The sequence below is a fragment of the Pseudomonas sp. DSV-1 genome (genome assembly GCF_035830915.1).
GTDB lineage: Bacteria > Pseudomonadota > Gammaproteobacteria > Pseudomonadales > Pseudomonadaceae > Aquipseudomonas.
Map to the genome: position 1 here is coordinate 2,632,396 of NZ_JAYMYG010000001.1, position 25,223 is coordinate 2,657,618.

The 25,223-nt window shown below is 57.8% G+C and carries 23 protein-coding genes; 17 read left to right on the plus strand and 6 right to left on the minus strand.

The genetic code is table 11. The features are described 5' to 3' along the window. Positions 1-475 precede the first annotated feature (475 nt). The 9 genes from bcsE to bcsC are packed head-to-tail and all read left to right on the plus strand — an operon-like array spanning position 476 to position 14,337. Positions 476-2,023, plus strand: a complete 1,548-nt coding sequence (bcsE, locus tag VSQ83_RS12265; protein WP_326426900.1) for a cellulose biosynthesis protein BcsE — start codon at positions 476-478, stop codon at positions 2,021-2,023. After that, positions 2,020-2,220 (plus strand): cellulose biosynthesis protein BcsF, encoded by a 201-nt coding sequence (bcsF, locus tag VSQ83_RS12270; RefSeq protein ID WP_133078081.1) that lies wholly within the window; start codon positions 2,020-2,022, stop codon positions 2,218-2,220. The genes bcsE and bcsF overlap by 4 nt, the downstream gene beginning before the upstream one ends. Beyond that, complete coding sequence (gene bcsG, locus VSQ83_RS12275; protein WP_219261871.1) at positions 2,207-3,853, plus strand: cellulose biosynthesis protein BcsG; 1,647 nt, start codon at positions 2,207-2,209, stop codon at positions 3,851-3,853. The genes bcsF and bcsG overlap by 14 nt, the downstream gene beginning before the upstream one ends. Next, positions 3,823-4,059: a cellulose biosynthesis protein BcsR gene (gene bcsR, locus VSQ83_RS12280; RefSeq protein WP_133078079.1), complete on the plus strand. Its 237-nt coding sequence runs from the start codon at positions 3,823-3,825 to the stop codon at positions 4,057-4,059. The genes bcsG and bcsR overlap by 31 nt, the downstream gene beginning before the upstream one ends. Next, a complete protein-coding gene (bcsQ, locus tag VSQ83_RS12285) occupies positions 4,056-4,778 on the plus strand; it encodes a cellulose biosynthesis protein BcsQ (protein WP_219261870.1) in 723 nt (240 codons plus the stop codon). The genes bcsR and bcsQ overlap by 4 nt, the downstream gene beginning before the upstream one ends. Next, positions 4,775-7,378, plus strand: a complete 2,604-nt coding sequence (bcsA, locus tag VSQ83_RS12290) for a UDP-forming cellulose synthase catalytic subunit (RefSeq protein ID WP_326426901.1) — start codon at positions 4,775-4,777, stop codon at positions 7,376-7,378. Before bcsQ ends, bcsA begins: the two co-directional genes overlap by 4 nt. After that, on the plus strand, positions 7,375-9,702 hold the full coding sequence (gene bcsB / locus VSQ83_RS12295) for a cellulose biosynthesis cyclic di-GMP-binding regulatory protein BcsB (protein WP_133078076.1): 2,328 nt from the start codon (positions 7,375-7,377) through the stop codon (positions 9,700-9,702). Before bcsA ends, bcsB begins: the two co-directional genes overlap by 4 nt. Positions 9,703-9,706: 4 nt before the next feature. Further along, positions 9,707-10,819, plus strand: a complete 1,113-nt coding sequence (gene bcsZ / locus VSQ83_RS12300; protein WP_326426902.1) for a cellulose synthase complex periplasmic endoglucanase BcsZ — start codon at positions 9,707-9,709, stop codon at positions 10,817-10,819. Further along, complete coding sequence (gene bcsC, locus VSQ83_RS12305) at positions 10,807-14,337, plus strand: cellulose synthase complex outer membrane protein BcsC (protein ID WP_326426903.1); 3,531 nt, start codon at positions 10,807-10,809, stop codon at positions 14,335-14,337. The genes bcsZ and bcsC overlap by 13 nt, the downstream gene beginning before the upstream one ends. Before the next feature lie 120 nt (positions 14,338-14,457). Here bcsC and gorA read toward each other — a convergent pair whose 3' ends face one another. Both gorA and galU read right to left on the minus strand, forming a co-directional pair. Continuing rightward, positions 14,458-15,816, minus strand: coding sequence for a glutathione-disulfide reductase (gene gorA / locus VSQ83_RS12310; protein WP_326426904.1), 1,359 nt, complete (start codon positions 15,814-15,816; stop codon positions 14,458-14,460). 135 nt (positions 15,817-15,951) lie between these two features. Continuing rightward, positions 15,952-16,791 carry a UTP--glucose-1-phosphate uridylyltransferase GalU gene (galU, locus tag VSQ83_RS12315; RefSeq protein WP_095029362.1) on the minus strand — a complete coding sequence of 280 codons (840 nt, stop codon included), beginning with the start codon at positions 16,789-16,791 and terminating at the stop codon, positions 15,952-15,954. A gap of 226 nt (positions 16,792-17,017) precedes the next feature. Between galU and VSQ83_RS12320 the strand changes: the two genes are divergently transcribed. Further along, positions 17,018-17,206, plus strand: coding sequence for a hypothetical protein (locus VSQ83_RS12320; protein WP_133078072.1), 189 nt, complete (start codon positions 17,018-17,020; stop codon positions 17,204-17,206). Positions 17,207-17,233: 27 nt separating this feature from the next. Beyond that, positions 17,234-17,515 carry a hypothetical protein gene (locus VSQ83_RS12325; RefSeq protein ID WP_326426905.1) on the plus strand — a complete coding sequence of 94 codons (282 nt, stop codon included), beginning with the start codon at positions 17,234-17,236 and terminating at the stop codon, positions 17,513-17,515. Positions 17,516-17,574: 59 nt separating this feature from the next. Here VSQ83_RS12325 and VSQ83_RS12330 read toward each other — a convergent pair whose 3' ends face one another. The 3 genes from VSQ83_RS12330 to VSQ83_RS12340 all read right to left on the minus strand — a co-directional run bounded on the left by VSQ83_RS12330 (position 17,575) and on the right by VSQ83_RS12340 (position 19,689). Further along, a complete protein-coding gene (locus VSQ83_RS12330; RefSeq protein ID WP_133078070.1) occupies positions 17,575-18,501 on the minus strand; it encodes a c-type cytochrome in 927 nt (308 codons plus the stop codon). Continuing rightward, entirely contained in the window at positions 18,498-19,151 is a 654-nt protein-coding gene (locus tag VSQ83_RS12335; protein ID WP_326426906.1) for a c-type cytochrome, read from the minus strand. The genes VSQ83_RS12330 and VSQ83_RS12335 overlap by 4 nt, the downstream gene beginning before the upstream one ends. A gap of 184 nt (positions 19,152-19,335) precedes the next feature. Continuing rightward, entirely contained in the window at positions 19,336-19,689 is a 354-nt protein-coding gene (locus VSQ83_RS12340; protein WP_133078068.1) for a hypothetical protein, read from the minus strand. Positions 19,690-19,897: 208 nt separating this feature from the next. Here VSQ83_RS12340 and VSQ83_RS12345 point away from each other — a divergent pair, with 208 nt between their 5' ends. The 6 genes from VSQ83_RS12345 to modC all read left to right on the plus strand — a co-directional run bounded on the left by VSQ83_RS12345 (position 19,898) and on the right by modC (position 23,723). Further along, entirely contained in the window at positions 19,898-20,200 is a 303-nt protein-coding gene (locus tag VSQ83_RS12345) for a DUF1883 domain-containing protein (RefSeq protein WP_003445729.1), read from the plus strand. Positions 20,201-20,218: 18 nt separating this feature from the next. Beyond that, a complete protein-coding gene (locus VSQ83_RS12350; RefSeq protein WP_219261862.1) occupies positions 20,219-20,386 on the plus strand; it encodes a hypothetical protein in 168 nt (55 codons plus the stop codon). A 5-nt stretch (positions 20,387-20,391) separates the two neighbouring features. Then, on the plus strand, positions 20,392-21,042 hold the full coding sequence (gene alkB / locus VSQ83_RS12355) for a DNA oxidative demethylase AlkB (RefSeq protein WP_133078067.1): 651 nt from the start codon (positions 20,392-20,394) through the stop codon (positions 21,040-21,042). A 144-nt stretch (positions 21,043-21,186) separates the two neighbouring features. After that, positions 21,187-21,954 carry a molybdate ABC transporter substrate-binding protein gene (modA, locus tag VSQ83_RS12360; protein WP_326426907.1) on the plus strand — a complete coding sequence of 256 codons (768 nt, stop codon included), beginning with the start codon at positions 21,187-21,189 and terminating at the stop codon, positions 21,952-21,954. Then, on the plus strand, positions 21,955-22,635 hold the full coding sequence (gene modB, locus VSQ83_RS12365) for a molybdate ABC transporter permease subunit (RefSeq protein ID WP_019822781.1): 681 nt from the start codon (positions 21,955-21,957) through the stop codon (positions 22,633-22,635). Between the two features lie 2 nt (positions 22,636-22,637). Further along, positions 22,638-23,723, plus strand: coding sequence for a molybdenum ABC transporter ATP-binding protein (gene modC, locus VSQ83_RS12370; RefSeq protein WP_326426908.1), 1,086 nt, complete (start codon positions 22,638-22,640; stop codon positions 23,721-23,723). Here modC and VSQ83_RS12375 read toward each other — a convergent pair. Next, positions 23,720-24,997, minus strand: coding sequence for a GNVR domain-containing protein (locus VSQ83_RS12375; protein WP_326426909.1), 1,278 nt, complete (start codon positions 24,995-24,997; stop codon positions 23,720-23,722). The two genes, modC and VSQ83_RS12375, sit on opposite strands and share 4 nt — an antisense overlap. Positions 24,998-25,223: the final 226 nt, after the last annotated feature.

Here is a 25,223-nt window from a genome sequence, read left to right on the forward strand (position 1 = left end):
CAGTTCGCGATGAACCACCTAAGCAATAGCACGCAAAAGGCCCGTCAGAAAGCCGGGAGAGCACTTTAGTCCCCCTTCTACCCCGCCGTCTCAGGCACTTTACACAGCAAAACCTGCCTTGCATGCCCTGCAGCCCTTGCCAGTCAACCCCCACAATCAAAGTGCCAATTTAATGACTTGATTCACATAAGCGGTATTTTTTTGACTTTTTAACGCTGCAAATCATGGGTTTGATAATTTTCCGGTGATAAGCTGCTGACTTTCCGACACAACCTGAGCTGTAGTACTACGCTTGTGACAGACAAAGCAGGCAGCACGCCCATAACAATAAACGGCCAGAATTACTGGGTAACATGTTGATAGTCATATAATTGGCGCCATAAAAGGTTAACCCCAAAAGGCGCAAGTGATTGTTTTGCATGAATGACAGTACCAGACGCCTCAATAAATGCTTTTCCCTGGGGGGACTTTACGCTTGGTTCATATCAGTTTGGCCATCAGCGGATTGCTGGATCAACAGATTGTGTTGCGCGCAGGCGGCTTGTATTGGGTCACGGTCGATCACTCGACTGACGCAAAACTGCTGGCAAGGCAATTTCTTGAAGCATTACCCGAAAGCGTGCCAGCCACGCTGATTGCAGGTGCCGGTTCGGTCCAGCCGATCATCAGCGATATGGCACCCGATCGCGGTCCCGGCAAGCTCAAACTGTTCGAAATCGCCCAGAGAGTCATAGAGCCTGGACTGGCCACGCTGACCCGCGATCTTGGCCGTGCCGGCATACTCCCTTCAAGCCAGATCCTGCTGGTGCTGCCCTCGAACACTTGGGCCGAATCGACTACGGCCATCCAGTTGCAACGCTGGATCGAGCGCATACGCGGGTGGCTGCTTGAGCGCAACGCAACGCTATTGGTGATTACCCACGGCGAAGCTGCGCTGCTGCATGCCCAATTGCTGCAACTTAACCAGCCCCTGTCCGGTTTAAGTCGCCTGTACCGCTTCAACGGCGATCTGCGCTACCAATTGCACTTCTGGCACAACGAACTGGGTGTCACTGCTGGCCAGGAATTCAAACTCACCGATAAAGGCAATGCCCTGACGCTGATTCCCCAAGCGGTGGTCGATACCCAGCCACGGGTGGCCGACGATCAGCACGTGTACCTCGCCGAGCGCACCGTACTGGAAGGTGCGCCGTCGATGTCTAAACACTGGTACCTGTTCGAAGGCCGTGAGGCGTTGCTTGAAGCCGCCGAGTCTGCCCGTGCGGCCACCGTTATCGTGGGCATCGACAATAGTTACCAGCTACTCGAACTGGCCCAGCAGCTGCACGACTTACGGGAACATTGCGGCCCCGAACTGAAAATCGTCGTACGTGAAATGGAGCCGTCGGTGCGCTATCGCGACGAGCGCCTGCTGCTGGCGTGTGGCGCCAACATGATCGTTCCCGACGGCACACTGCTTTCCAGGTTCCTGAGCATGATCGAAAGCATTCAGGGCCAACGCTGGCAATACACCCAGAGCATCGACTTCAAGACGCTGCTTGAGCGTCAGCGCCCGCCTCAGATTCGCGGGCTGGTCAGCCCCAATGACTTTTATGAGGCCGTATCGCAGATCTACAGGGACAGCTCAGGTGAAGTGACCCATCAGCTGATGAAGTTCGAGCCTGTACCGGGACTGGGCGAGGAACTGTTTTTGAACCAGATGTGCCTTCGTCGTTTTGGCGACTTCGCCTGCCTGCTGGACGGTGAGCTGTACCTGTTTCTGTTTGCCTGCCGTGCAGATGGACTGGAGCCGGCACTGGGCAACATCTGTCGTCTGCCCTGGCGTGACATGTTCACCCAGCGCCGCATGTTGAGCGGGCCTTCCGACCTGCCTGCACAGACCTTCACAAAGGCCCGGGCGGTACCGGCGCATTTGCATATCCCCGTCGAGGCACCGGCCATCATGCCGACACCGGGCGTCAGTGAGCGTGCACCGCTAAATCCTCAACGATTCACGCTTCCTCTCAGTGAGCCACAGTCATGACGTTCCTTGAGCTGATCGATGTCATTGCATTGACCTGTGTGGTCACCATACTGCTGACGCTGTTCTGGCAGCGCATCCGGATGTTCCTGAAAAAGCATTTCGAGCAGTACCTGTCACCTCGCTATATGAAATCGTGCGGCGTCAGACGTCGCATGCCTGCCAGCCCTGCTCAGAGAACGCCTGATGAGTCTGTTTAAGTCTGACGCACCGGCGCAAAAAATTGCCGGACCCTGGCGCGGCCTGGGAGCCTGGAACCTGTATTTCCTGGCCAAGTTCCTGCTGGCCTGGACAGGGCACCTGAATCTCCAGATATTGCCCAACCTGATTTTTGCGGTGGTGTTGCTGATCCCGATCGCCAACCCTGTGCTGCGCCGTGCGCGCACCCTGATTGCGATCCCGGTGGCCGTGGCGCTGCTGTATCAGGACACCTGGTTCCCGCCCTTCTCCCGGTTGCTGGCACAGCCCGGGGTACTGGATTTCTCCTTTGACTACGTGGTCGAGTTGCTGGGGCGATTCATCGACTGGCAAGTGTGCGCCATGTTGCTGCTGTTGATCGTGGGCTACCTGTTCCTCAATCAGTGGCTGCGCCTGACGACCTTCACCCTGCTGGGTTTTGCCTGGCTGGGCATGGGTAACCTGCAATGGCTGCTGCCCCCTTCGGTCGCGCCACAAATGGCCGGCACTCAAGCCGTTACCGGTGGACAAACCAGCAGCGTGGGCGAGCCGGACGATGCGACGCTCAATGGTTATCTGGACAAGTTTTACCTCACTGAATCGACCCGCAAAGTCGACTTCAAGGAGCCTGCCGTCAAGCCGCCGCCTTTTGACCTGTTGGTGATCAATATTTGCTCCATGGCCTGGGATGACCTTGAAGCCGTGGGCTTGCGCGATAACACGCTGTTCAGTCAGATGGACGTGATTTTCGACAACTTCAACTCGGCCACCGCCTACAGTGGCCCTGCAGCTATCCGTTTGATGCGCGCCAGTTGCGGCCAGACCTCCCATGCACAGCTCTACAAGCAACCGGCAGATCAATGCCTGTTGTTCGATGACTTGCGCAAGCTGGGTTTCTCCAACGAGCTGATGCTCAACCACACGGGCGCATTCGACGGCTTCCTCCAGGAAGTCCGCGAGCAGGGCCAGTTGCCTCCTCCGGCACTGGGCGTAGTCCCTGCAGGCCTGCCAAGGACGTACGTAGGTTTTGATGGCTCACCTATCTGGCGCGACCGCGATGTATTGGGCAAGTGGTGGCAACACCGCATGGCCGAGGACACGCCCAACATGGCGCTGTTCTACAACACCACCAGCCTGCATGACGGCAACCGGCAAGTGCAGTCTGATGGCGGTACCCAGCCAGCTGACTACAGCAGCCGCGCACAGGTCCTGCTCGACGACCTCAATGCGTTCCTCAAGGAACTGCAAAAAAGTGGACGCCGCGTGGTGGTGGCCATCGTTCCCGAACATGGTGCCGCGCTGCATGGTGACCGCATGCAGATTGCCGGGATGCGCGAAATCCCGAGCGACTCGATCACCCACGTACCGGTTGGCATCAAGCTGATCAACATGGGCGACAACGGCCAATCCTCGCCCGTCCATATCAGCGAGCCAAGCAGCTACCTGGCGGTCGCCGAAATCATAGCGCGCCTGTATGCCGACCCTGCACTGAGCAATGGCCAGACCGTGGACTGGTCCAGACTGCTGACCGATCTTCCACAAACCCCGAAAGTATCTGAAAACTCAGGGACCGTCGTGCTTGATTACAACGGCAAGCCCTATGTGCGAATCAAGGAGAACGGCGGATGGCTGCCTTACCCACAGCGGTTCAAATAAGCGCCGATATCCTTTCGCGCAAAGAGCGTGCCGATGATATCGCCCGGCTCAAGTCGATGATGGAATTGCACGCCCTGGAATACATCGACGTGTCGGCGCATATGGAGCTGTTGCAGGCTTTTGAGCGCTGGCCGTTGCTGGCTTATCTGGAGGCGCAGCACACGCCGCCCCTTGATCTGGATAAAGACACGGAGCACACCCCATGATTGCCATGAGTTTGCGTGGCGTGCGCGGTGGCGTGGGTACCAGCTCAACCCTGGCGGCGCTGGGCCATGCGCTGCATGAGCTGGGACAGAGGGTACTGCTGGTGGACATGTGCCCGGAGAACTCCCTCGGCCTGCATTTCAACATGGACCTGGCACCCCGCGAGGGCTGGGCCCGGGCGACTCTGGATCAGCAACCCTGGCATGAGCATGCATGGTGTGTAGAGCCCGGCCTGTGCGTGCTGCCCTACGGGCAACTGCAACCGGTCGAATTCATCCAGCTCGACGGCCTGCTGCTTGAGCAGCCACAACTCTGGAGCCAGCGCCAGGCCGCGCTGGCCGACGCCTTTGACTGGATACTGTTCGATCTGCCGCAGCGCTTGCCAGGCCACATGGCCAACCCGCACTGCAGTATTTCAATCATGGTGCTCAACGCCGACGCCGCCTGCCACGTATTGTTGCAACCGCAACTGGCGCAAACGCCACTGTTTCTGGTCAACCGTTTCGATGCCGCCAGCCAGCTGCAGCGGGATCTGCTGCTGATCTGGCAGCACCGCTATGCCCAGGCACTGGTGCCTGTGAACCTGCACGCAGACGAAGCCATGGGTGAAGCCCTGGCCAGAAGCGAGCCCGCAGGCCGCTATGCACCCACCAGCCTGATTGCACTGGATGTCATCAGCCTGGCCAGTTGGTGCCTGCTTCGCGGCAGGAGGGCTGAATGATTGCGCACTGGTTCCCCTACACACGCTTGCGGCGTGAGCAGAACTGCACCCGGTTCACGGCCTTTATTCTGGCGCTGATCCAGGCCCTGGGCTGGATCTTTCTGCGCCTTGAGTCGCGCAACTGGAAAGCCTTGCGTGATCAGCACAGACGCCTGTATCCGCACCTGGCCCAGAAGCGATCCACCATTGGCGACCCGTTGCGTTATGTCGTGCAAACCGTGTGGCTGCTGCTGGTGCGTACGCCGAACCTGAACCAGATCGGGCGCCAGCGTTTCCGTCAGCGCCTGGGCTCCTGGGTGTCGTTGGTGCTCAATATTGTCCAGCGTCCGTGGAACCTGCTGTCCAATTCCTTTGCCCATTTACCCACGGCGATCAGCCCGCAGGTCAGTAAAGGCTCCCACTGGTGGAACACCATGCAGTGGCCTCTGCGCAAGGTGCTCTACATCGGCATTGGCATCATCGCACTGGCCTTGATTGTGCTGTGTATCACCGAGCCTTTCGGTTATCTGGCGCAACTGGTGTTCGTGATCCTGTTGTGGGTACTGGCAATGCTGGTGCGCCGCATGCCGGGACGCTTTCCGACCTTGTTGCTGATCGTATTGTCGATCATCGTTTCGTGCCGCTACCTGTGGTGGCGGTACACCTCGACCCTGAACTGGAACGACAATCTGGATCTGATCTGCGGCCTGATTCTGCTGATCGCCGAGACCTACTCCTGGCTGATCCTGTTGCTGGGCTATGTGCAGACCTCATGGCCGCTCAATCGCCAACCGGCGCAATTGCCCGCAGACATGGAGCAATGGCCGGTCGTCGACCTGTTGATTCCGACGTACAACGAAGAGCTGTCCGTAACCCGTGGCACGGTGTACGCCGCGCTTGGCATCGACTGGCCGAAAGACAAGCTGCGCATTCACCTGCTTGATGACGGCAACCGTCCAAGCTTCAAGGCATTCGCCGAAGAGGTGGGCATCAACTACATCGCCCGGACCGACAACCGCCACGCCAAGGCCGGTAACCTCAATCATGCACTGACCTTGATCGACGGCGATCTGGTGGCGATTTTTGACTGCGACCACATGCCTGCCCGCTCCTTCCTGCAGTTGACGGTTGGCTGGTTCCTGCGTGACCCGACCCTGGCGCTGGTACAGACCCCGCACCACTTCCTGTCACCTGATCCGTTCGAGCGCAACCTGGGTACCTTCCGTAACCGCCCCAACGAAGGCGAGCTGTTTTACGGTTTGATCCAGGACGGTAACGACATGTGGAACGCTGCGTTTTTCTGCGGCTCCTGCGCCATCGTGCGCCGTACTGCGATTGACTCCATTGGCGGGTTCGCGGTCGAAACCGTGACCGAAGATGCCCACACCGCCCTGCGCCTGCACCGCAACGGCTGGACCTCGGCCTATCTGCGCATCCCGCAGGCAGCAGGCCTGGCAACCGAGAGCCTGTCGGCGCATATCGGTCAGCGCATCCGCTGGGCACGGGGCATGGTGCAGATTTTCCGCACCGACAACCCGCTGCTGGGCAAGGGCCTGACCATCTTCCAGCGCATCTGCTACACCAACGCCATGATGCACTTCCTGGTGGGGTTGCCACGGCTGGTGTTCCTCACTGCGCCCCTGGCCTTCCTGTTGCTGCACGCCTACATCATCTACGCCCCGGCGGTGATGATCCTGCTGTACGTGTTGCCGCACATGATCCACGCCAGCCTCACCAACTCACGGATGCAAGGCGCCTACCGCCAGACATTCTGGGGCGAGGTGTACGAGACCGTGCTGGCCTGGTACATCGCACGACCCACCACCGTGGCATTGTTCAGCCCGTCGCGGGGCAAGTTCAACGTGACCGCCAAGGGCGGCATGATGGAAGAAAACCAGTTCGACTGGCAGACCGCCAAACCGTATCTGGTGCTGTCGGTGCTCAACGTGGTCGGCCTGGGGTTTGCCGTCTGGCGCCTCTTTACCGGGCCAAAGGATGAGATCTTCACCATCCTCGTCAGTGTGCTGTGGGTGATTTACAACCTGCTGATCATTGGTGCTGCGGTTGCCGTTGCGGCCGAGGTGCGCCAGGTGCGCACCACGCACCGTGTACTTGCCCGTTTGCCAGGGGCCATCAGATTGTCCGACGGGCACAGCTACCCTTGTGAACTGGTGGACTACTCGGATGGTGGCGTCGGCCTGCAAGTGAGCCAGGCCCTGCAACTGCCCGTCGGCACACAGGTATCGCTGATCCTTCAGCGGGGCAACCGCGAGTTTGTGTTCACCGGTACTCTGACCCGCTCCAGCGACCGGTTTATCGGCTTGAGCTTTGCCCAGTTGCCGCCCGAACAAAAGATCGAGTTCGTGCAGTGCACCTTTGGCCGCGCCGATGCCTGGCTTGACCACAACAGCGGGTTTGAGGCTGACAAGCCGATCCAGAGTCTCAAGGAGATTCTGGCCCTGGGCGTCAAAGGCTATTACCGCCTTTATGAATACCTGCCCAAGTGGATACGCGTCATCGCGAAACCGTTTTTGCTCATTTTTCAGTGGCTGGGCAGCTTTTTGCCGCGCATGCCCGAAGCACCTACCCCCCTTATCTCCCGGCCAGTGAGCAGATCATGAGTCGTCTATCTAAAAAAGCTATCTTCGCCAGCCTCGCGCTGATGACCTTCGCCTCGCAGCTTATGTCGGCCCCCTTGCCTTTACCTGGCAATTCACCTGTGCCCGCTCCACTGCCCAAGCCGGCGGTCGCCCAGACGGATCAGGTACTGCCAAGCTGGCCAGTCACCTACTCATTCGAACAGTTGGGGCGAGCCACAGACTCCCTGCTGCTAGGGATCAACAGCTCAGACGTGGTGGAGTTCAGCCTGCGTCGCGACCGGATTGCCAGCGATGCCAGCCTGCAGCTGGACTACACGCCCTCACCTGCATTGATCCCGACGCTTTCACATATCCGGGTGTACCTCAACGATGTGCTGATGGGCGTTCTGCCGATTGAGAAAGACCAGCTGGGGCGCAAAACCACGCAGAAAATAGCCCTTGATCCACGGCTGATTTCGGACTTCAACCGCCTGCGGCTGGAGTTTGTCGGTCATTACACCGATATCTGTGAAGACCCGGCCAACAACACGTTGTGGGTCAATATCAGCCGCGGTAGCGCTATTACCTTGCAAGAACAGGCCCTGAGCCTGCAAAACGACCTGGCGTTCTTCCCGCTGCCGTTCTTTGATCCACGCAACAACAGCAAGCTGGAACTGCCATTTGTGTTCGCCGCCAACCCGACGCTGGGTGAACAGAAAGCGGCCACGATCCTGGCCTCTTACTTTGGCAGTCAGTCCAACTGGCGTGGCGCAAGTTTCCCGGTGTCGTTCGATACGCTGCCAGGGGTACAGAACAAGGATGCAGTGCAACCGACCGTAGTCTTCGCCACGAACGATCACCGTCCGGCCTTCATGAGCGACCTGGAAAAATTCCCGGCCGTGACGGCGCCTGTGGTCGAAATGATCGATCACCCGGATGCGCCCTACAGCAAAGTCCTGCTGATCATGGGCCGCAACGAAGAAGACCTGACCACTGCTGCCAAGGCTCTGGCCCTGGGCGGTAATTTGCTGCGCGGTTCGCGCGTTACCATCGACAAGGTTCAGGAGCTGCACCCGCGCAAACCCTACGATGCTCCGGCCTGGATGCGGACCGACCGGCCAGTGCGTTTTGCCGAGCTGATTACCTACCCGCAACAATTGCAGGTCAGCGGGTTGCAGCCGCGTCCCATCACCCTGGATGTAAACCTGCCACCCGATCTTTTCGTGTGGCGTAACCAGGGTATCCCGCTGCGCACTCAATACCGCTACACCGCACCGTCGGCCAATGATGATTCACGCCTCAATATCAGCCTCAACGACCAGTTCATCACCAGCCTGCCGTTGCTGCGCAAAGACACCAGCAACCTGGAAGAGCTGCGCTTGGCGGTGCTGTCCAATGACACCGCAAACGTCAATGAAAAGCTGATCGTACCCTCGCTGAAAATTGGCGACCGCAACCGCCTGCGTTTCGATTTCAACTTTGCCAGCACCGTGGGCAGTTCCCAGCGTGATCGCTGCCAGACCATCCTGCCGGCCAACACCCAGGCCATCATCGATGAAGATTCCACCATCGACATGTCCGGCTATCACCACTACATCAGCATGCCGGACCTCAAGGCATTTGTGCGCAGCGGCTTCCCGTTCAGCCGCATGGCCGACATGTCCGAATCCATCGTGGTGGTTCCAAGCAACGCTTCACCGACACAGATCAGCACCCTGCTTGAAACGGTATCCGGCATTTCTGCCCGCTCCGGCTACCCGGCCTTTGGTGTGCGCCTGAGCGATGACTGGGCGTCGGCGTCCAAGGAGGATGTCGACTTGCTGTTACTGGGCGAGATGGCCCCGGAGTTGCGCGACAACCCGGACATGAGCGTGCTGTTGCAACGTCAGCACGACATGCTGGTGCAGCCTTATGGTACTACTGGCATTGATGCCAACAACCGCCGCGGGCCGTCAACCGACGGTCGCAACACACCGGCCAACAAAACCGAAGTGACGGCCCAGGCACCGATTGCGGCCATGTTGGGCATGCAGTCACCTACCCACAATCAGCGCAGCATCGTCGCATTGCTGGGCAATGAGGATGCCGACTACAACCTGCTGCGCGAGGCCTTGGGCGACAGCGGCAAGCTGGACGCGGTGGCAGGCTCTGTGGCACTGGTTCGCAGCAGCGGCGTCTACAGTCAACTGGTCGGTGATCAATACTTTGTCGGCAACCTGCCGTGGTACCTGCTGTTGTGGTACCAGCTGTCAGAGCACCCGGTATTGCTGGCCATACTGGCCGTGATCAGCGTTCTGCTCAGCGCCTTCCTGCTGTGGCGTGCCCTGAGCTGGGCGGCTAACCGTCGTCTGCACAAGGATGACTAAGGCCATGAAACGACTGGCGGCACTCGCCCTGACTTCGACCTTGGGTTGTCTTCCCCTGGTGGCGAGTGCGGCATCCTGTGACTGGCCCGCCTGGGACAGTTACAAGAAAACCATGATGAGCAGCGACGGGCGCATCATCGATGCCTCGTCGACGCAGTTGATCACGACGTCGGAAGGCCAGAGTTACGGGCTGTTTTTTGCCTTGCTGGCCAACGACAGGAAAAGCTTCGCCTCGATTCTCGAATGGACCCGCAATAACCTGGCAGATGGCAGCCTTGAAGGTCATCTGCCTGCCTGGCAATGGGGGCGCGACAAAAGCGGCCAGTGGCACATCCTGGACAGCAACAATGCCAGCGATGCCGATCTGTGGATCGCCTACAGCCTGCTTGAAGCCGGACGCCTGTGGCAGTGGCCCGAGTACGTCGCGCTGGGGCAGAACATCCTCTGGCGCAGTGCGGCCCAAAGCCTGCGCAAATTACCCCGCCTGGGCCTGATGCTGTTGCCCGGCGATGTGGGGTTCGACAGCCCCAAAGGCTGGCGCCTGAACCCCAGCTATCTGCCACCGCAACTGTTGGCACGCTTTGCCCGGATTTCACCGATATGGGCTGATCTGGCGAGCAATCAGCAGCGCATGTTGATAGAGACTTCACCCAAAGGTTTTGCCCCCGACTGGCTGTTATGGAAAGCCGGTGGTGGCTGGGCTCCCGACACCAAGGACGGCTCCCAGGGCGACTACGATGCCATTCGCGTCTACCTGTGGGTCGGCATGCTGGCTCCGGACGCAGCCAACCGTCAGGTCCTGCAACAGCACTTTGCGCCGATGGCCAACCTGACTCAAACCCTGGGCTATCCACCGGAAAGCGTGAATGCAGTGACCGGTAAATACACCGGAACGGGCCCGGTGGGTTTTTCCGCCGCCATGCTGCCGTTACTGGCAAGTCTGGACTCCCCTGCACTGGCCGTACAACAGGCACGGATCCAGCAACAACCGCCTGCGGCGGATGCTTATTACAACCAGTCGCTGCTGCTGTTTGGCCAGGGCTGGGATGAAGAACGCTATCGCTTTGACAAGGATGGGCAGCTTTTACCTTCGTGGATCAAGACATGCCAAAAATAACAACGTGGGCGTTCCTGCTCGGTGGATTGTCCACTGCAGCCATTGCACAACCGACCACGGTGCAGGAACAGCAACAGTGGCTACTGGAGCAGGTACGTATCGGTGAAGCCATGTACCGGGAAGATCTGGTACGCGCCTCACTGGCACGGCTGCAATTGATCGCCCCCAACGACCCGCAGGCGCTGGTCGCGTCTATACGCCAGGCATTGCTGGACAAGAATCCGGATCTGGCCCGCCAGCGTCTGGCGCAATTGCAAAGCGTTGCCCCCGACTCAGCGGCGCTGCGCCAGGCCCAGAGCCTGATGAAGCTGCAAGACCCGCAAAGCCTCAAAGACCTGCAGCAGGCGCGCCTGTTTGCAGCCGCTGGCCGACCTGAAGAGGCCGCTGCAATTTTCGAGCGACTGTTTGGCAATGCACCACCCGATTTCGCCACGGCGCTGGAGTACCTGCGTATCCGCAGCAATATCCCGGGCCAGCATCCTCAAGTCATCGATCAACTGCGGGCTCTGGATAAGCAATACCCGGGCAACGCCGGGCTGCGCCAAACCCTGGCCGACTTGCTGTTTCGGGAAAAAAGGGCGCCAGAAGCCCTGGTGGTCCTGCAAGAACTGTCCAGCGACCCGATTGCCAGTAACGCCGCCGCAGAGCGTGAGTACACCTACCTCGGCACATTACCCATCGATCGCACTACGGCCCAGGCCTGGCAGGGGTTTATCGCCCGCTACCCCAACTCTCCACTGATCGGTGAGGCCAACAAGAACCTGCAACAACAGCAGCGTTTGCTTGGCGACCCGGCGTGGAACGCAGGGGCTCAAGGCAAGCAGATGATTGATCAGTCGCGCAATCCGGTGGCCGCTGAAGGGCAATTGCGCAGCGCCCTCAAACAATATCCGGACGATCCGACCCTCTACGGTGCCCTGGGCATGGCGCTGTTTCGTCAGGGCCGCTATGCCGAAGCCAACACCAGCTTCTCCACGGCGCGAACCAAGGAACAAGACACCTCCAACATCAGCAAGTGGCAGGACCTGATGGACGCCAGCCGCTACCGCATGTTGCTCAGCCAAGGTGACAAGGCCCTTGAGCAAAAGAACCTGCCAGCGGCACGTAACGCATTTTCTCAGGCCCGCAAGACCAAGCCCGCCGATGCCGACCCACTCATTGGCCTGGCCAGCGTTGCACAGGCCGAGCATGACGATATCCAGGCGGAAGCCTTGCTGTTGCAGGCCCGTCGCCTGGAACCGGGTAATGGCAGCGCCGTCAGGGGGCTGGTTCGCTTGTACAGCGCCCAGGACCCGCAAAAGGCCAAGGCATTTCTCAATGGCCTGCCCGCCTCCAGCCAGAAGGAATTCTCCGGGCTGCGCCAGAGCATGGAGCTGGACGAACTGAACCAGCAGGCCGATGCGGCTACCGAGCGCAAGGACTGGCCGCAAGTGGCCGCATTGCTGAGCAAGATCCGCAACCTGAGCCCTGATGAACCCTGGGTGACTTACCGCCTGGCCAACGCCCAGCGCGAGATCAACCAGCCTGGCGCAGCCGATGACAGCTTCAAGCAATTGATGAACCGCCAGGGGCGAAACCCGGAAGCCATCTACGCCTACGCGCTTTATTTGTCGAACACCGATCGCGATGCCAGCGCCCTGAGCGCGCTGGAGAAATTGCCCAAGGCGCAATGGACCGACTCCATGCGTGAGCTGGACTCACGCCTGCAGCGCAACGTACTGGTTGCCCGCGCCGAACGCCTGCGCGCAGAAGGTCATGAACCGCAAGCCATTGCCCTGTTGATGCAAACCAGCGACAGCGACGACCTGATGACCGTCGCTGGCTGGGCCCAGGAGCGCGGCGACTTCGAGCAAGCGCAAAGCCTGTATGGCCAGGTGCTGAAGAAGGATCCCGCCAATACCGGGGCACGACTGGGGCAAATCGAAACCCTGATTGCCAACCGGCAACTGCCTGCAGCCCGGCAACAACTGGCACAGTTCAATCCGGCCCCCGGCACCGTATTGACCTCTTCCGAACAACGACGGGTGGCCAATGCCTGGGTCGCCGTGGGCGAGCCTGACAAAGCCCGGGCCATCTACGCGCAGCTACTCAAGTCACCCCAGGCCGATCCGCTGGTGTACCGCGATGCGGCGCGGCTGATGTCGGTCAAGGAGCCGCAACAGGCACTGGATTACTACGCCAAGAGTATGGCTGCCGCGGGCCTGATTACTCCTGAGCAGGCCAACCCTCGCGACAACCGCGCAATGACCATGGCCAGTCGCGAGAAGGACGATGATCAGTGGCTGGCCCGTAGCCTGCGCAGCGACGTGGATGAGCTGTACCAGCGGCAAAATCCTACGGTCCACCTGTACACCGATTACGGGTGGCGCTCGGACAACGCCTCTGCCGGTACATCAGATACGGATACCCGCACCACCATCCTGCAACTGGACCTGCCAGTGGCGGATGGCACCGGCTTTTTACGTGCAGAACAGCTGAATATGGATGCGGGTAAATTCAGTGCCGATCCCGACGGGTTGGTTCGCGAAAATTACGGTACCTGCGCCGTGAAATACAACGTCAAGGGCACTACCAGCCCCGACTTGTCAGGTTGCGAAGACAGTTCCCAGTCGGTCAACGGCACCATGATGGCCGCTGGCTGGAAGAACGAAGTCTGGAATGTCGACATCGGTCGCACGCCGGACAACTTCAAAGTGCCCAACTGGCTGGGCGGCGTGGCCTACAGCAGCAAGTTCGAGTCCGTGGGCTGGACCCTGACCGGCTCGCGTCGCCCCTTGAGCAACTCGATCCTGTCCTATGCCGGTGCCACAGACCCCATTACAGGGATTACCTGGGGCGGTGTCACCTCCAACGGCCTGACCTTGAGCCTGAGCCACGACGAGGGTGGCGTGGACGGCGTATGGGCCAGCTTCGGCCAGCACTGGTTGCGCGGCAAGAACGTAGAAGACAACCACAAGAGCACGGCCATGGCCGGTTACTACTATCGTTTGGTCGAACGCGCCGACGAACGTATGCGCACCGGTCTGACGCTGATGTACTGGGGGTATGACAAGGACTTGAGTGAGTACACCCTGGGCCAGGGCGGCTACTACAGCCCGCAGAAGTACTATTCGATTGGCGTGCCGCTGAACTATGCGTTCCGTACCGCCAACTGGTCGGTGGCCCTGGAAAGCTCGGTGAGCTGGTCGTATGCCAAGACTGACGCCAATGACCTTTACCCACTCAGCGGGCTGAACGACAAGCTGATCCAGGGACTGGACGAGCGAGGCTTCCAGCTGGCCGACGGCCTGGGCCAGACGTCGGGCGGCAGCAGTACGGGTATCGGCTACCGCCTGCAAGGACTGGTGGAGCGCAGGCTGTCGGACCATCTGGTACTGGGAGGCGGTTTGCTCTATCAACACAGTGACAGCTACGCACCCAGCCGGGCGATGCTCTACCTGCGTTATACCTTCGACGTCTGGCAGGGCAACTTGCCATTGCCGGTACAGCCGTTGATTCCGTATGCCGACTTCCGTTAACAACATCGCGTAACGCTAAACCCGTAGTCGCTGCCGAGGCACGAGAGCTGCGAGCTTTGAATCGATAAAGGCTCGCAGCTCTCGTGCCTCGGCAGCGACTACCCGCGCTTGCCAGGGGATTTAGCGTTTAACCGGTGTACGCATGGTCACAAACTCTTCGGCGGCCGTCGGGTGTACCCCGATGGTTTCGTCAAAGTGCTGTTTGGTCGCCCCCGCCTTCAAGGCAATCGCCAGTCCCTGCACGATCTCTCCCGCTTCCGGGCCAACCATGTGGCAACCCAGCACCTTGTCGGTGTCGGCATCGACCACCAGCTTCATCAGCGTACGTTCCTGGCATTCGGTCAGGGTCAGTTTCATGGGCCGGAAGCTGCTCTCGAAAATCTGCACCTTGTGCCCGGCTTCAACCGCCTGCTCTTCGCTCAAGCCCACTGTGCCGATGTTGGGCAGGCTGAACACCGCTGTCGGGATCATTTGGTAATCCACCGGGCGATATTGCTCAGGTTTGAACAGGCGGCGTGCCACGGCCATGCCTTCAGCGAGTGCCACCGGGGTCAGCTGCACGCGACCGATCACATCACCGATAGCCAGAATCGACGGTTCGCCACTCTGGTACAGATCGTCCACTTCAACGAAGCCGCGCTTGTCGAGTTTGACCCCGGTGTTCTCCAGGCCCAGATTATCGAGCATCGGACGACGGCCCGTGGCGTAGAACACACAATCGGCGACCAGCTCACGACCGTCTTTGAGCGTGGCCTTGAGGCTGCCGTCAGGCTGCTTGTCGATACGCTCGATATCGGCGTTGAACTGAACATCCATCCCGCGCTTGGTCAGCTCTTCGTGCAAATGCTTGCGCACCGCACCGTCAAAACCGCGCAGGAACATTTCACCGCGATACAGCAAGGAGGTTTTGGCCCCCAGGCCGTGGAAAATCCCCGCGAACTCAACGGCGATATACCCCCCACCCACGACCAGTACACGCTTGGGCAACTTTTTGAGAAAGAACGCTTCGTTGGAGCTGATCGCGTGCTCATGGCCCGGGATCTCGGGGATCTGCGGCCAGCCACCGGTGGCGATCAGAATATGTTTGGCGGTGTGGCGCTGACCATTGACTTCAACTTCGTTCGGCCCGGTCAGTTTGGCGTGACCTTCCATCAAGGTGACGCCGCTGTTCACCAGCAAGTTACGGTAAATGCCGTTCAGGCGATGGATTTCTCGGTCCTTGTTGGCAATCAGGGTCGCCCAATCAAAGTTCGCCTCTCCCAGGCTCCAGCCAAAACCTGAAGCCTGTTCAAAATCTTCAGCAAAATGCGCACCGTAAACCAGCAGCTTTTTAGGTACGCACCCCACGTTGACGCATGTCCCGCCCAAATAGCGGCTTTCGGCTACGGCTACTTTCGCGCCGAAACCTGCAGCAAAACGGGCCGCGCGTACACCGCCAGAACCCGCACCAATCACAAACAGATCAAATTCGTAGGCCATTTCTATCTCCCAGGCAGGCCATCAGCATAATCACTTCGGCGCGATTGACCAGCGCCGCAGCTTGCCGAAGGCAAAAAAACGAAAAAGCCACCCGAGGGTGGCTTTCTCTTGAAGCTCTCTACAACTCGGCGCTAATTAGTAAGCCTTGCCGGTTTTGTAGAAGTTTTCGAAGCAGAAGTTGGTTGCTTCGATGTAGCCTTCAGCGCCGCCGCAGTCAAAGCGTTGGCCTTTGAATTTGTACGCGATCACGCAACCGTTTTGCGCCTGTTTCATCAGGGCGTCGGTGATCTGGATTTCACCGCCTTTGCCTGGCTCGGTCTGTTTGATCAGATCGAAGATGTCCGGGGTCAGGATGTAACGACCGATGATCGCCAGGTTCGACGGTGCATCTTCAGGTGCCGGTTTTTCAACCATGTTGCGCACGCGGTACAGGTCATCACCAATCAGGTCGCCAGCGATCACGCCGTACTTGTTGGTCTCTGCAGGATCAACTTCCTGGATGGCGATGATGGTGCAGCGGTACTGGTTGTACAGCTTGACCATCTGCGTCAGGACGCCGTCGCCTTCCAGGTTGACGCACAAGTCGTCCGCCAGTACTACGGCAAAGGGTTCGTCGCCGATCAGTGGGCGACCGGTCAGAATCGCATGACCCAGGCCTTTCATTTCGGTTTGACGAGTGTAAGAGAACGAACACTCGCTCAGCAGACGACGGATACCCACCAGGTACTTTTCTTTGTCAGTGCCCTTGATCTGGTTTTCCAGCTCGTAGCTGATGTCAAAGTGGTCTTCCAGAGCGCGCTTGCCACGGCCCGTTACGATGGAAATTTCAGTCAAGCCAGCGTCCAGTGCTTCTTCAACCCCGTACTGGATCAGTGGCTTGTTCACCACCGGCAGCATTTCTTTAGGCATGGCCTTTGTCGCTGGCAAAAAGCGAGTGCCGTAACCGGCTGCTGGGAACAAGCATTTCTTGATCATATGAGTCCTTTAAAGGGCTGTACGTTCCAATTTTGGCGCAGTCTAATCAGGCGGCATCGACGTTACAATGCCTCTCGATAGCAAACTGATGCCAACCTAGATAAATATTTTGAGCGTTAGTTCCTTTGCCTTTGATTTTGAGTGTTGGTCGGTCGTGTTTAGCAACACCCGTGTTGCGCTTGCGCTATCATCAGGCCATTAATCCAGGCAATCAGGCAGTTCTTCGATGTCCGCAACAATCAGCGTCAATGGTTATGAAATCAAGCCCAACGAAAAGGGCGAGTGGTGCGTGTTTAATGCATCCGGTGAAAACGTTGCAGGTCCATTTGACTCGCAACAGGTTGCCTCTGAAGTTGCCTCGGTTTTCCAGGACCAGCCTGCCCCACCTGCTCGCCGACGCAACAAATCAAACTAATCCTACTGACGTGATAACACTACCTCGATGAAAAACATTCTGACATTACTCGTACTGGTTATATTGGGCGGTTGTGCCACAGCGTCCAATACCTACCTGGCCGACGGCAAGCAAGGGTTGAGCATAGACTGCTCTGGCGAAGCCATGTCGTGGGCCAAGTGCTACGAGAAAGCGGAAGCCTCTTGTGCCGGCACCGGCTATACCATCATTGGCACTGATGGCTCGCCTGCAGTCAAAGAGCGCGACAAGACACTGGGCGTCGACGTCGGTAATTTCAACAGCCGAAATATCGTGGTGGCTTGCAAATAGCTTGCCGACAAGGCTCGGCTGATGCCGCTAAAGCCCGTGGCTTTAGCGGCATTCAGGGATTACTTGACGCCTTGACCGATCAACACCCCATTAATGGTTTGGCCATAAGCATTGACGCCGTCATTGGCGTGAAACTTGACCCGGGTTTTTTCCACTGATCCTTCAACCAACCGCGGATCCTGCGGCCGTTCGTGGGTGTTTACATACGCCGCCACATCCCAGGCTTGTTGGTCACTCAAGCTGTTGGCCTTGCCCAGCGGCATATTGTGTTTGATGAACGAGGCAGCGGTATTGATCCGGTGCATGCCCGCCCCCCAGTTGTATGAATCTTTGCCCCACAGCGGCGGCATTACGTAGTCCCCTCCCGATTTCTGCCCTTGTCCGCTGTCACCGTGGCAAATGGCACATTGATCCTTGTACACCGCCGCACCGCGCGTCAGGTTGTAACCCCCTTCAGGCTCGGGTACGTCCGGGTATCCGCGGCCTGGCAACTCAACTCCCGTAGGAGCCTTGGTCGAAAGCCAGTAGGCATAGGTCGACAGCGCAGTGATCTCTCTACTGTCGGCCGCTGGAGGCGTGCCACCGTTCATGCTGAATTGAAAACACCCCTGCAAGCGCTCGGCAAAGGTGTTGACCTTGTCGTTCTTCTTTCGGTACGCCGGGTACATGGGGTAAGCGCCCCAGAGTGGTGCCGAATTGGCCATGCGGCCCTGGTCCAGGTGGCAATTGGTGCAGTTAAGCCCGTTGCCCACAAATTGCGGTGCCTGGCGTTTGGTGTCGACAAACAGGGCGTAGCCGTCCAGGACCATTTTGCCGTAGGCGTTGTCCGGCAATTCACTTTGCAGTGGCGGTTGAAAATAGACCGTAGCCTGATCGGCTGTGGCGGGTGTCTGAATCTGGGACTGGTCTTCCATCGCAATGGTCGCGGCATAAGCCCCGGAGCTCAGGAAGATCGAAATGGCACACACTGGCGTCAGCATTTTCATGGGGAAACCTCCTTGTGACCCACATTGGCGAAATACTCGGACACCGCCTTGATTTCATCCTCGGTCATGGCCTTGGCGATATGGCCCATCAAGTCATTGGGATCATTGTGCCGGGTGCCCTCTCGCCACGCATTCAACTGCGCCGTCAGGTACATCGCAGGTTGATTGGCCAATGGCGGGAAAGCACTCCCCACCCCCACCCCGCCAGGCCCATGACAACTGACACACTCAGGGATCTGCCGATCCCAGGCGCCGCGCAGGGCCAGTTTTTCGCCCAGGGACGTGAGCATGCTGCTGCGATTGATGGCAGGCACTTCAGGTGCTGGCATGGCCGCGATGGCAGTGGTGACAGCGGTTATTTCCTGGTCGGTCAGCGCCTTGGCCAGCGGTTGCATCACGGGACTGACCCGTTTGCCGCTTTGAAAATCGTGCAACTGCTTGCTCAGGTAGTCGGCAGAAATACCGGCTAGTCGCGGAAAACCGGCTGGCGCAAGCCCCATGCCATCTGCCCCGTGGCATGCCACGCAGGCGGTAGCGCCCGGCTGGGCTCCACCTTGCAGGTAGATGTTTGGGGGCGGCTGCGCCGCCTGAGCGTGGGTGAAGACGAGCAACATCAGGCTGCCAAGAAGCGTTGGTTTAAGTGGAATCATGGCCACTCCATTATTGTTATAAGCTTAGGCCTACAAAATATAAGCACGTAGAGCCTAGGAGACTTCCCTGCCCCTCACAACATTGAGTTGAGCCTGATCCGAACGCGAGGCGAAAAAAAACCTGACACCGCGCAAGGCAGTTGTCAGGTTCGGGGGGCTGTGGAGCGCTGACTGAAACGCCCGCTCACTCGCCTGAAATACAGTGTGTAGCGGCCTTGCGGATGTCGCCCGGTCGAACCGGCACATTCGACATGCTTTCGTAGACCTTGATGCTGCTACCACCGGAGCGTTCTTCGATATCAATGACCGCAGTAGGATTAGACGTCAGCTTTTGCGGGACGATGATTCGAAATCCTTCCTTGTGCGGTTCTATCTGTGGTGCCCTGCGCGTGTTGGACAGTTGCTGCACCAGGCATTGAGCGTAAGCATCAGGCTTCTTGCCAGAAATCACACTCATGGTGGGAAGAGTCTGCTCAATATCCGTGACGGATGCACAACCACCCAAAGCCAGCACCACCGCTAGTACGCCCCACTTCATATACATTCTCCGTTAAAGACCCTACGACAGCAGAAATTCAGGATTTCTCCCTGGGCATAGTGAATAAATACTCAATAGTGGCGGATTATCCACGTTTTACGTCAAACTCACCTGCATCACGGCATAATACTCGGCTTTAGCCCCCTGACTGGACTAAAGCACATGCTATCGTGCTGATTTTTAAGCAGATTCCCATTCTGGAGCCCAAATGAAATTTATTCACCAGCGTGAGCACCTCAACGAGGATGACATTGTAGTCATCGAGTGCTCCCAACCTTGCAACATCCGCCTGATGAGCGATGCGCACTTTCGCAGCTTCAAGAACGGTGGGCGCCACTCCTACCACGGCGGCGCGTTCAAAGATTTTCCGGCCAGAATCACTGCACCGAGCACCGGTTTCTGGAACATCACCATTGACACCGTCACCAGCCGGGCAATCAGCGTAACCCGCAAGCCGAGCTTCCAGCCGACCATTAAAATCGTGCGTCGCTCCAGCTCCAAACTTCGCTAAACCAAGGCAGGAATTACCGTGCAAACCACCAAGTACGTCATCAAGTACAAACTCAATGGCGAACGCCGCTTCGAGTTTGCCCAGCTTCAGACTGGCTCGGAAACTGAAGCCCGCGAAGCACTTGAGAAGATCCACAGCGATGCCGACGATGTCATCACCGATATCAAGGCAAGCAAGGCGCTCTAAAGTCCATGGACTTGTTTGCCGAGCAGGACCTGCAACAGCCCGCCCGTGTCGAGCGCATCAGCGACCAGGCGTTTGTGCTTCGCGGGTTTGCCCTGCCCGCAATCAAAGAGCTGCTGACGGCCATCGATTCAGTCTTGCTCCAATCACCCTTGCGCCAGATGCAGACACCTGGCGGTTTTACCATGTCCGCCCGTTTGAGCAGTTGCGGTGATTTGGGATGGACGACTGATCGCGATGGTTACCGCTACAGCCCTGTCGACCCCCTGAACGCCTGTCCTTGGCCGGACATGCCGGGTGTCTTCCTGGCACTGGCCGAGGCTGCAGCCAACACTGCAGGTTTCGAGGGCTTCGTACCCGATGCCTGCCTTATCAACGCCTATGCCCCGGGCGCCAGGATGTCGCTGCATCAGGACAAGAACGAGCGCTCGTTCAGTGCGCCCATCGTGTCGATTTCCTTGGGGCTGCCAGCAATTTTTCAGTTCGGCGGGTTTGAGCGAAGCGACCCGAGCCAGCGTATTTCTCTGTTCCACGGCGACATCATGGTGTGGGGAGGTGTCGATCGATTGCGCTTTCACGGCGTGATGCCCATCAAACCCGGACACCATTCGTTATTGGGTGAACAGCGGATCAATATCACCCTGCGCCAGGCTGGCTAAGCCGCTTTTCAGACCCCGCAGTCCTCCCCTTGCCGCAGGACCTTATAAAGCGCTGTATATATTTTTATATAGCGGATATCTTTCCAGCGCCCAAAACAATTTGATAACCATGGGCTGCCCCCCCGTCTCTAATGGAGTTTTGTCATGAATGTTCGTGCCCGCCCCTTTATTCCCACAGCGCTGGCAGCATTGATCGGGTGCCTTGCATTCACCTCTGTCCAGGCGGATGAGGTGCAGGTTGCAGTGGCCGCCAATTTCACGGCGCCGATCCAGGCCATTGCCAGGGATTTTGAGAAAGACACCGGGCACACATTGATTGCAGCTTACGGCGCCACCGGACAGTTCTATACCCAGATCAAAAATGGTGCGCCATTCGAGGTGTTTTTAGCAGCCGATGACACCACGCCAGAGAAGCTTGAAAAAGAAGGCGATATCGTCCCCGGCTCGCGCTTTACCTATGCGATTGGCACCCTGGCACTGTGGTCGGCCAAAGAGGGTTACATTGATGGCACTGACAAAGCATTGTTGGCCAATCAGTTCAAACACTTGTCCATCGCCAACCCGAAGGCTGCGCCCTACGGGCTGGCGGCCACTCAGGTACTGGCCAAGTTAGGGCTGACGGATAAAGTCAAAACCAAGATCGTTGAAGGCCAGAACATCACCCAGGCTTATCAGTTTGTTTCCACGGGTAATGCCGAACTGGGTTTTGTCGCCTTGTCGCAGATCTACAAAGACGGCAAAGTCAGCAGCGGCTCTGCCTGGATAGTCCCCGAGGTGATGCATGACCCGATCCGGCAGGATGCGGTTATCCTCAAAAAAGGCGAGAACAACCCTGCCGCCAAGGCCCTGGCTGACTACCTGAAAAGTCCCAAAGCCACTGCCATCATCCAATCCTACGGTTACCATCTCTAAATGCCGCTCACGAGTGCTGACTTTGCTGCGATCTGGCTGACCCTGCAACTGGCGTCATTGACCACTGTTATCTTGCTGATTGTCGGCACTCCCATCGCACTGTGGCTGGCGCATACCCGGTCACGGTTGCGTGGCCCCATCGGGGCGATCGTGGCACTGCCTCTGGTGTTGCCGCCCACCGTCATTGGCTTTTACCTGCTGCTGACGATGGGGCCCCACGGCTACATCGGGCAATTCACCCAATTCCTGGGGCTCGGCACCCTGACCTTCAGTTTTGCCGGACTGGTGATTGGCTCGGTGATTTACTCCATGCCTTTTGTCGTACAGCCTTTGCAGAACGCATTCACGGCCATTGGCCCAAGGCCGCTTGAAGTGGCTGCCACCCTGCGGGCAAATCGGTGGGATACCTTTTTCACCGTTATCTTGCCCTTGGCCAGGCCCGGCTTTATCACCGCCGCGATTTTGGGCTTTGCCCATACCGTCGGTGAGTTTGGTGTGGTGCTGATGATTGGCGGCAACATCCCGGAAAAAACCCGGGTGGTCTCGGTGCAGATCTACGACCACGTCGAGGCGCTGGAATACGCACAGGCACACTGGCTGGCGGGCGCAATGGTGGTGTTTTCTTTCCTGGTGCTACTGGCGCTGTATTCAAGCCGCAAATCTCAAACCGGCTGGAGCTGAAAATGTCCTCGATCAACCTTCGGCTGCAGCACAGTTATCCCGGTTTTGCCCTGGACCTGGCCCTGCAACTGCCAGGCAAGGGTGTGACCGCGCTCTATGGTCATTCCGGCTCGGGCAAAACCACCTGCCTGCGCTGTATTGCCGGGCTTGAGCGTGCCAGCAACGCCTATGTGCAGATCAACGATGAAGTCTGGCAAGACAGCCAGACAGGTTTCTTTGCCCCGGTGCACAAGCGGGCGCTGGGATATATCTTTCAAGAAGCAAGCCTGTTTCCCCATCTCTCTGTGCAGGCTAACCTGGAGTTCGGGCTGCGCCGCATTGCACTCAAGGAACAACGGGTTGATATGGCTCACGCCACACAGTTGCTGGGAATCAGCCACCTGCTGGAGCGCGCACCGAACAATCTGTCAGGAGGTGAACGTCAACGGGTGGGCATCGCCCGGGCGCTGCTGACAAGTCCAAGGCTGCTGCTGATGGACGAGCCCCTGGCCGCGCTGGACAGCCAGCGCAAGGGTGAAATCATGCCCTATCTGGAGCGTTTGCACGCCGAACTGGATATCCCGGTGCTGTACGTCAGCCACTCCCAGGATGAAGTTGCGCGCCTGGCGGACCACATTGTGCTGCTCAGTGAGGGCAAGGTACTTGCCAGCGGCCCGATTGGCGAAACCCTGGCCAGGCTGGATCTGCCCCTCGCACGGGGGGATGACGCCGGAGTAGTGATTGAAGGCAAGGTCCGTGATTACAACCACCCCTATCAACTGCTGACCCTGCAATTGCCCGGCAGCACCGAGCAGTTGAGAGTCGCCCATGCCTCAATGGCCATCGGCCAGACGTTACGCGTCAAGGTCCAGGCACGGGACATCAGCCTGAGCCTGAGCCCTGGCGAGCACAGCAGCATCCTCAATAGCCTGCGTGTGACTGTCGTGGGCGAAACCCCAGCTGACAATCAGGCCCATGTCCTGGTACGCCTTGATGCCGGCGGTACAGCCTTGCTGGCACGGATAACCCGTTACTCGCGGGACCAGCTCGGGCTGAGTGTCGGGCAGTCGCTTTGGGCACAGATCAAATCGGTAGCTGTACTGGCCTAGATCATTTGCCGGCGGCGATTCATGAGGCAGCGAATGGTCGCAATCATAAGGCCAAGCATCAGGCCCATCATCACTCCCAGTACCACTATCAGTGCCTTTTTGGGCTTGATCGGATCAAGCGGAGCCTGGGCCTTGCGATCAACACTCACCAGACCCAGGTTGCTCATGTCAGTGTGCAGATTCTCAAGGCGGTAGACTTCGGCCCGTAAAGGTTCGATATCCTTGAGAAACACATCTTCATTTGAGCGTTTACCGAGCAACTCGACCTCGCGATTAACCTCAAGCAGTTGCATATCTTTACGAACCTGCGAAACGCGCAAGTCCGTAAAATCGTCCGTTGTTCGCTTGAGTAACACGGCACGCTCTGCCTCCAGGGCATCGGAGCCCATGAAGTACTGCGGAATACCCTGGGACGTGATTTCAGTACGTACCAGCCTGGAAGACGCCCCCTGTGCTGCATCAGCCATTGCCGCGGGCGTGGTCGGATGTTTGATGCCCAGTGTCTTTGCGATGGAAATCGCTTCATTCAGCTGATTGATGCGCGCATCTCGCTGAATTTTGAGCTGCATGCGCAAGGCGCTCAATTCATCACCCAAGGTTGCCCGCTTCAGTTTGTCCGACTCGACTAACGCAGCGATTTTTCCTTCTTTTTGAACGTGATAGCTTGAACGGGCAGAATTGATTTTTGTTTCCAGCTCCCCAAGCCGATTACTAATAATAATCTTGAGATCAGCACTGATTTGCTGTCGCTGAATATTAATTGCGTACTCAACAAAGCCGTTAAGAATCTCAACGCCATTGAGAGTTTCCGGGTAAATAAGCTCCATTTTTATAAACGAACTCAATTCGCTTGCCTTGTTCGGATCAGGCCGACTCACCGTCATTGCGTCACGGCTGAATGCTTCAAAACTCTGCTCAAGGGTGCTCCCTTGCTTTTCCAGCGGTTTGAAAAAGTCCTGATGGGATTTGAAGTAATTCAGCCGGTTTTCATAGGACTCGAGCGCCGCGCCAACTTTAAGCAAGGCGTCTGCAGCTGGCAGTGTGTAGATCCCGGAACGGTTGAGGGCATCGAGTTCATTAACGGCTGCAGGACGCAACACACTACTGGTTCGATAGACGTGTTGCGTTAATGAAACATAGCCAAAGGCTAGAGCCCCAACTATTGCCATGGTTAAACCAATTAACTTTTTTTGCTGCCAAAACGAGTGAAGCAAATCAAAGAAATCTATCTCGGCGTTAATGTTTTTAAGTTGCAGATCCTGACGGAGGTTCAAGTAAATCCACCTTGTTTCTTAGCGTTGTCAACTGGCTGCCGGGTGTGCACGCACACAGAAAAAGTCCGTGCTTTACAGGTTATCTCAAGGAGAAATTCGCACTCATTGCAAATGAGTGCTTATAGAACGACAAAAATGACAGACCACAAAGCAATATCCGAGATTCATGTTAAATTTAAGATTGTTCTTAATCTTTTATAAGAATGATCTTACATATTTTATAAAA

What these genes read in the sequence shown, in the direction of transcription:
- bcsF (WP_133078081.1), top strand. Translation starts at nt 2,020, where the DNA reads ATGACGTTCCTTGAGCTGATCGATGTCATTGCATTGACCTGTGTGGTC.
- bcsG (WP_219261871.1), top strand. Translation starts at nt 2,207, where the DNA reads ATGAGTCTGTTTAAGTCTGACGCACCGGCGCAAAAAATTGCCGGACCC.
- bcsR (WP_133078079.1), top strand. Translation starts at nt 3,823, where the DNA reads ATGGCTGCCTTACCCACAGCGGTTCAAATAAGCGCCGATATCCTTTCG.
- bcsQ (WP_219261870.1), top strand. Translation starts at nt 4,056, where the DNA reads ATGATTGCCATGAGTTTGCGTGGCGTGCGCGGTGGCGTGGGTACCAGC.
- bcsA (WP_326426901.1), top strand. Translation starts at nt 4,775, where the DNA reads ATGATTGCGCACTGGTTCCCCTACACACGCTTGCGGCGTGAGCAGAAC.
- bcsB (WP_133078076.1), top strand. Translation starts at nt 7,375, where the DNA reads ATGAGTCGTCTATCTAAAAAAGCTATCTTCGCCAGCCTCGCGCTGATG.
- bcsZ (WP_326426902.1), top strand. Translation starts at nt 9,707, where the DNA reads ATGAAACGACTGGCGGCACTCGCCCTGACTTCGACCTTGGGTTGTCTT.
- bcsC (WP_326426903.1), top strand. Translation starts at nt 10,807, where the DNA reads ATGCCAAAAATAACAACGTGGGCGTTCCTGCTCGGTGGATTGTCCACT.
- gorA (WP_326426904.1), bottom strand. Translation starts at nt 15,816, where the DNA reads ATGGCCTACGAATTTGATCTGTTTGTGATTGGTGCGGGTTCTGGCGGT.
- galU (WP_095029362.1), bottom strand. Translation starts at nt 16,791, where the DNA reads ATGATCAAGAAATGCTTGTTCCCAGCAGCCGGTTACGGCACTCGCTTT.
- VSQ83_RS12320 (WP_133078072.1), top strand. Translation starts at nt 17,018, where the DNA reads ATGTCCGCAACAATCAGCGTCAATGGTTATGAAATCAAGCCCAACGAA.
- VSQ83_RS12325 (WP_326426905.1), top strand. Translation starts at nt 17,234, where the DNA reads ATGAAAAACATTCTGACATTACTCGTACTGGTTATATTGGGCGGTTGT.
- VSQ83_RS12330 (WP_133078070.1), bottom strand. Translation starts at nt 18,501, where the DNA reads ATGAAAATGCTGACGCCAGTGTGTGCCATTTCGATCTTCCTGAGCTCC.
- VSQ83_RS12335 (WP_326426906.1), bottom strand. Translation starts at nt 19,151, where the DNA reads ATGATTCCACTTAAACCAACGCTTCTTGGCAGCCTGATGTTGCTCGTC.
- VSQ83_RS12340 (WP_133078068.1), bottom strand. Translation starts at nt 19,689, where the DNA reads ATGAAGTGGGGCGTACTAGCGGTGGTGCTGGCTTTGGGTGGTTGTGCA.
- VSQ83_RS12345 (WP_003445729.1), top strand. Translation starts at nt 19,898, where the DNA reads ATGAAATTTATTCACCAGCGTGAGCACCTCAACGAGGATGACATTGTA.
- alkB (WP_133078067.1), top strand. Translation starts at nt 20,392, where the DNA reads ATGGACTTGTTTGCCGAGCAGGACCTGCAACAGCCCGCCCGTGTCGAG.
- modA (WP_326426907.1), top strand. Translation starts at nt 21,187, where the DNA reads ATGAATGTTCGTGCCCGCCCCTTTATTCCCACAGCGCTGGCAGCATTG.
- modB (WP_019822781.1), top strand. Translation starts at nt 21,955, where the DNA reads ATGCCGCTCACGAGTGCTGACTTTGCTGCGATCTGGCTGACCCTGCAA.
- modC (WP_326426908.1), top strand. Translation starts at nt 22,638, where the DNA reads ATGTCCTCGATCAACCTTCGGCTGCAGCACAGTTATCCCGGTTTTGCC.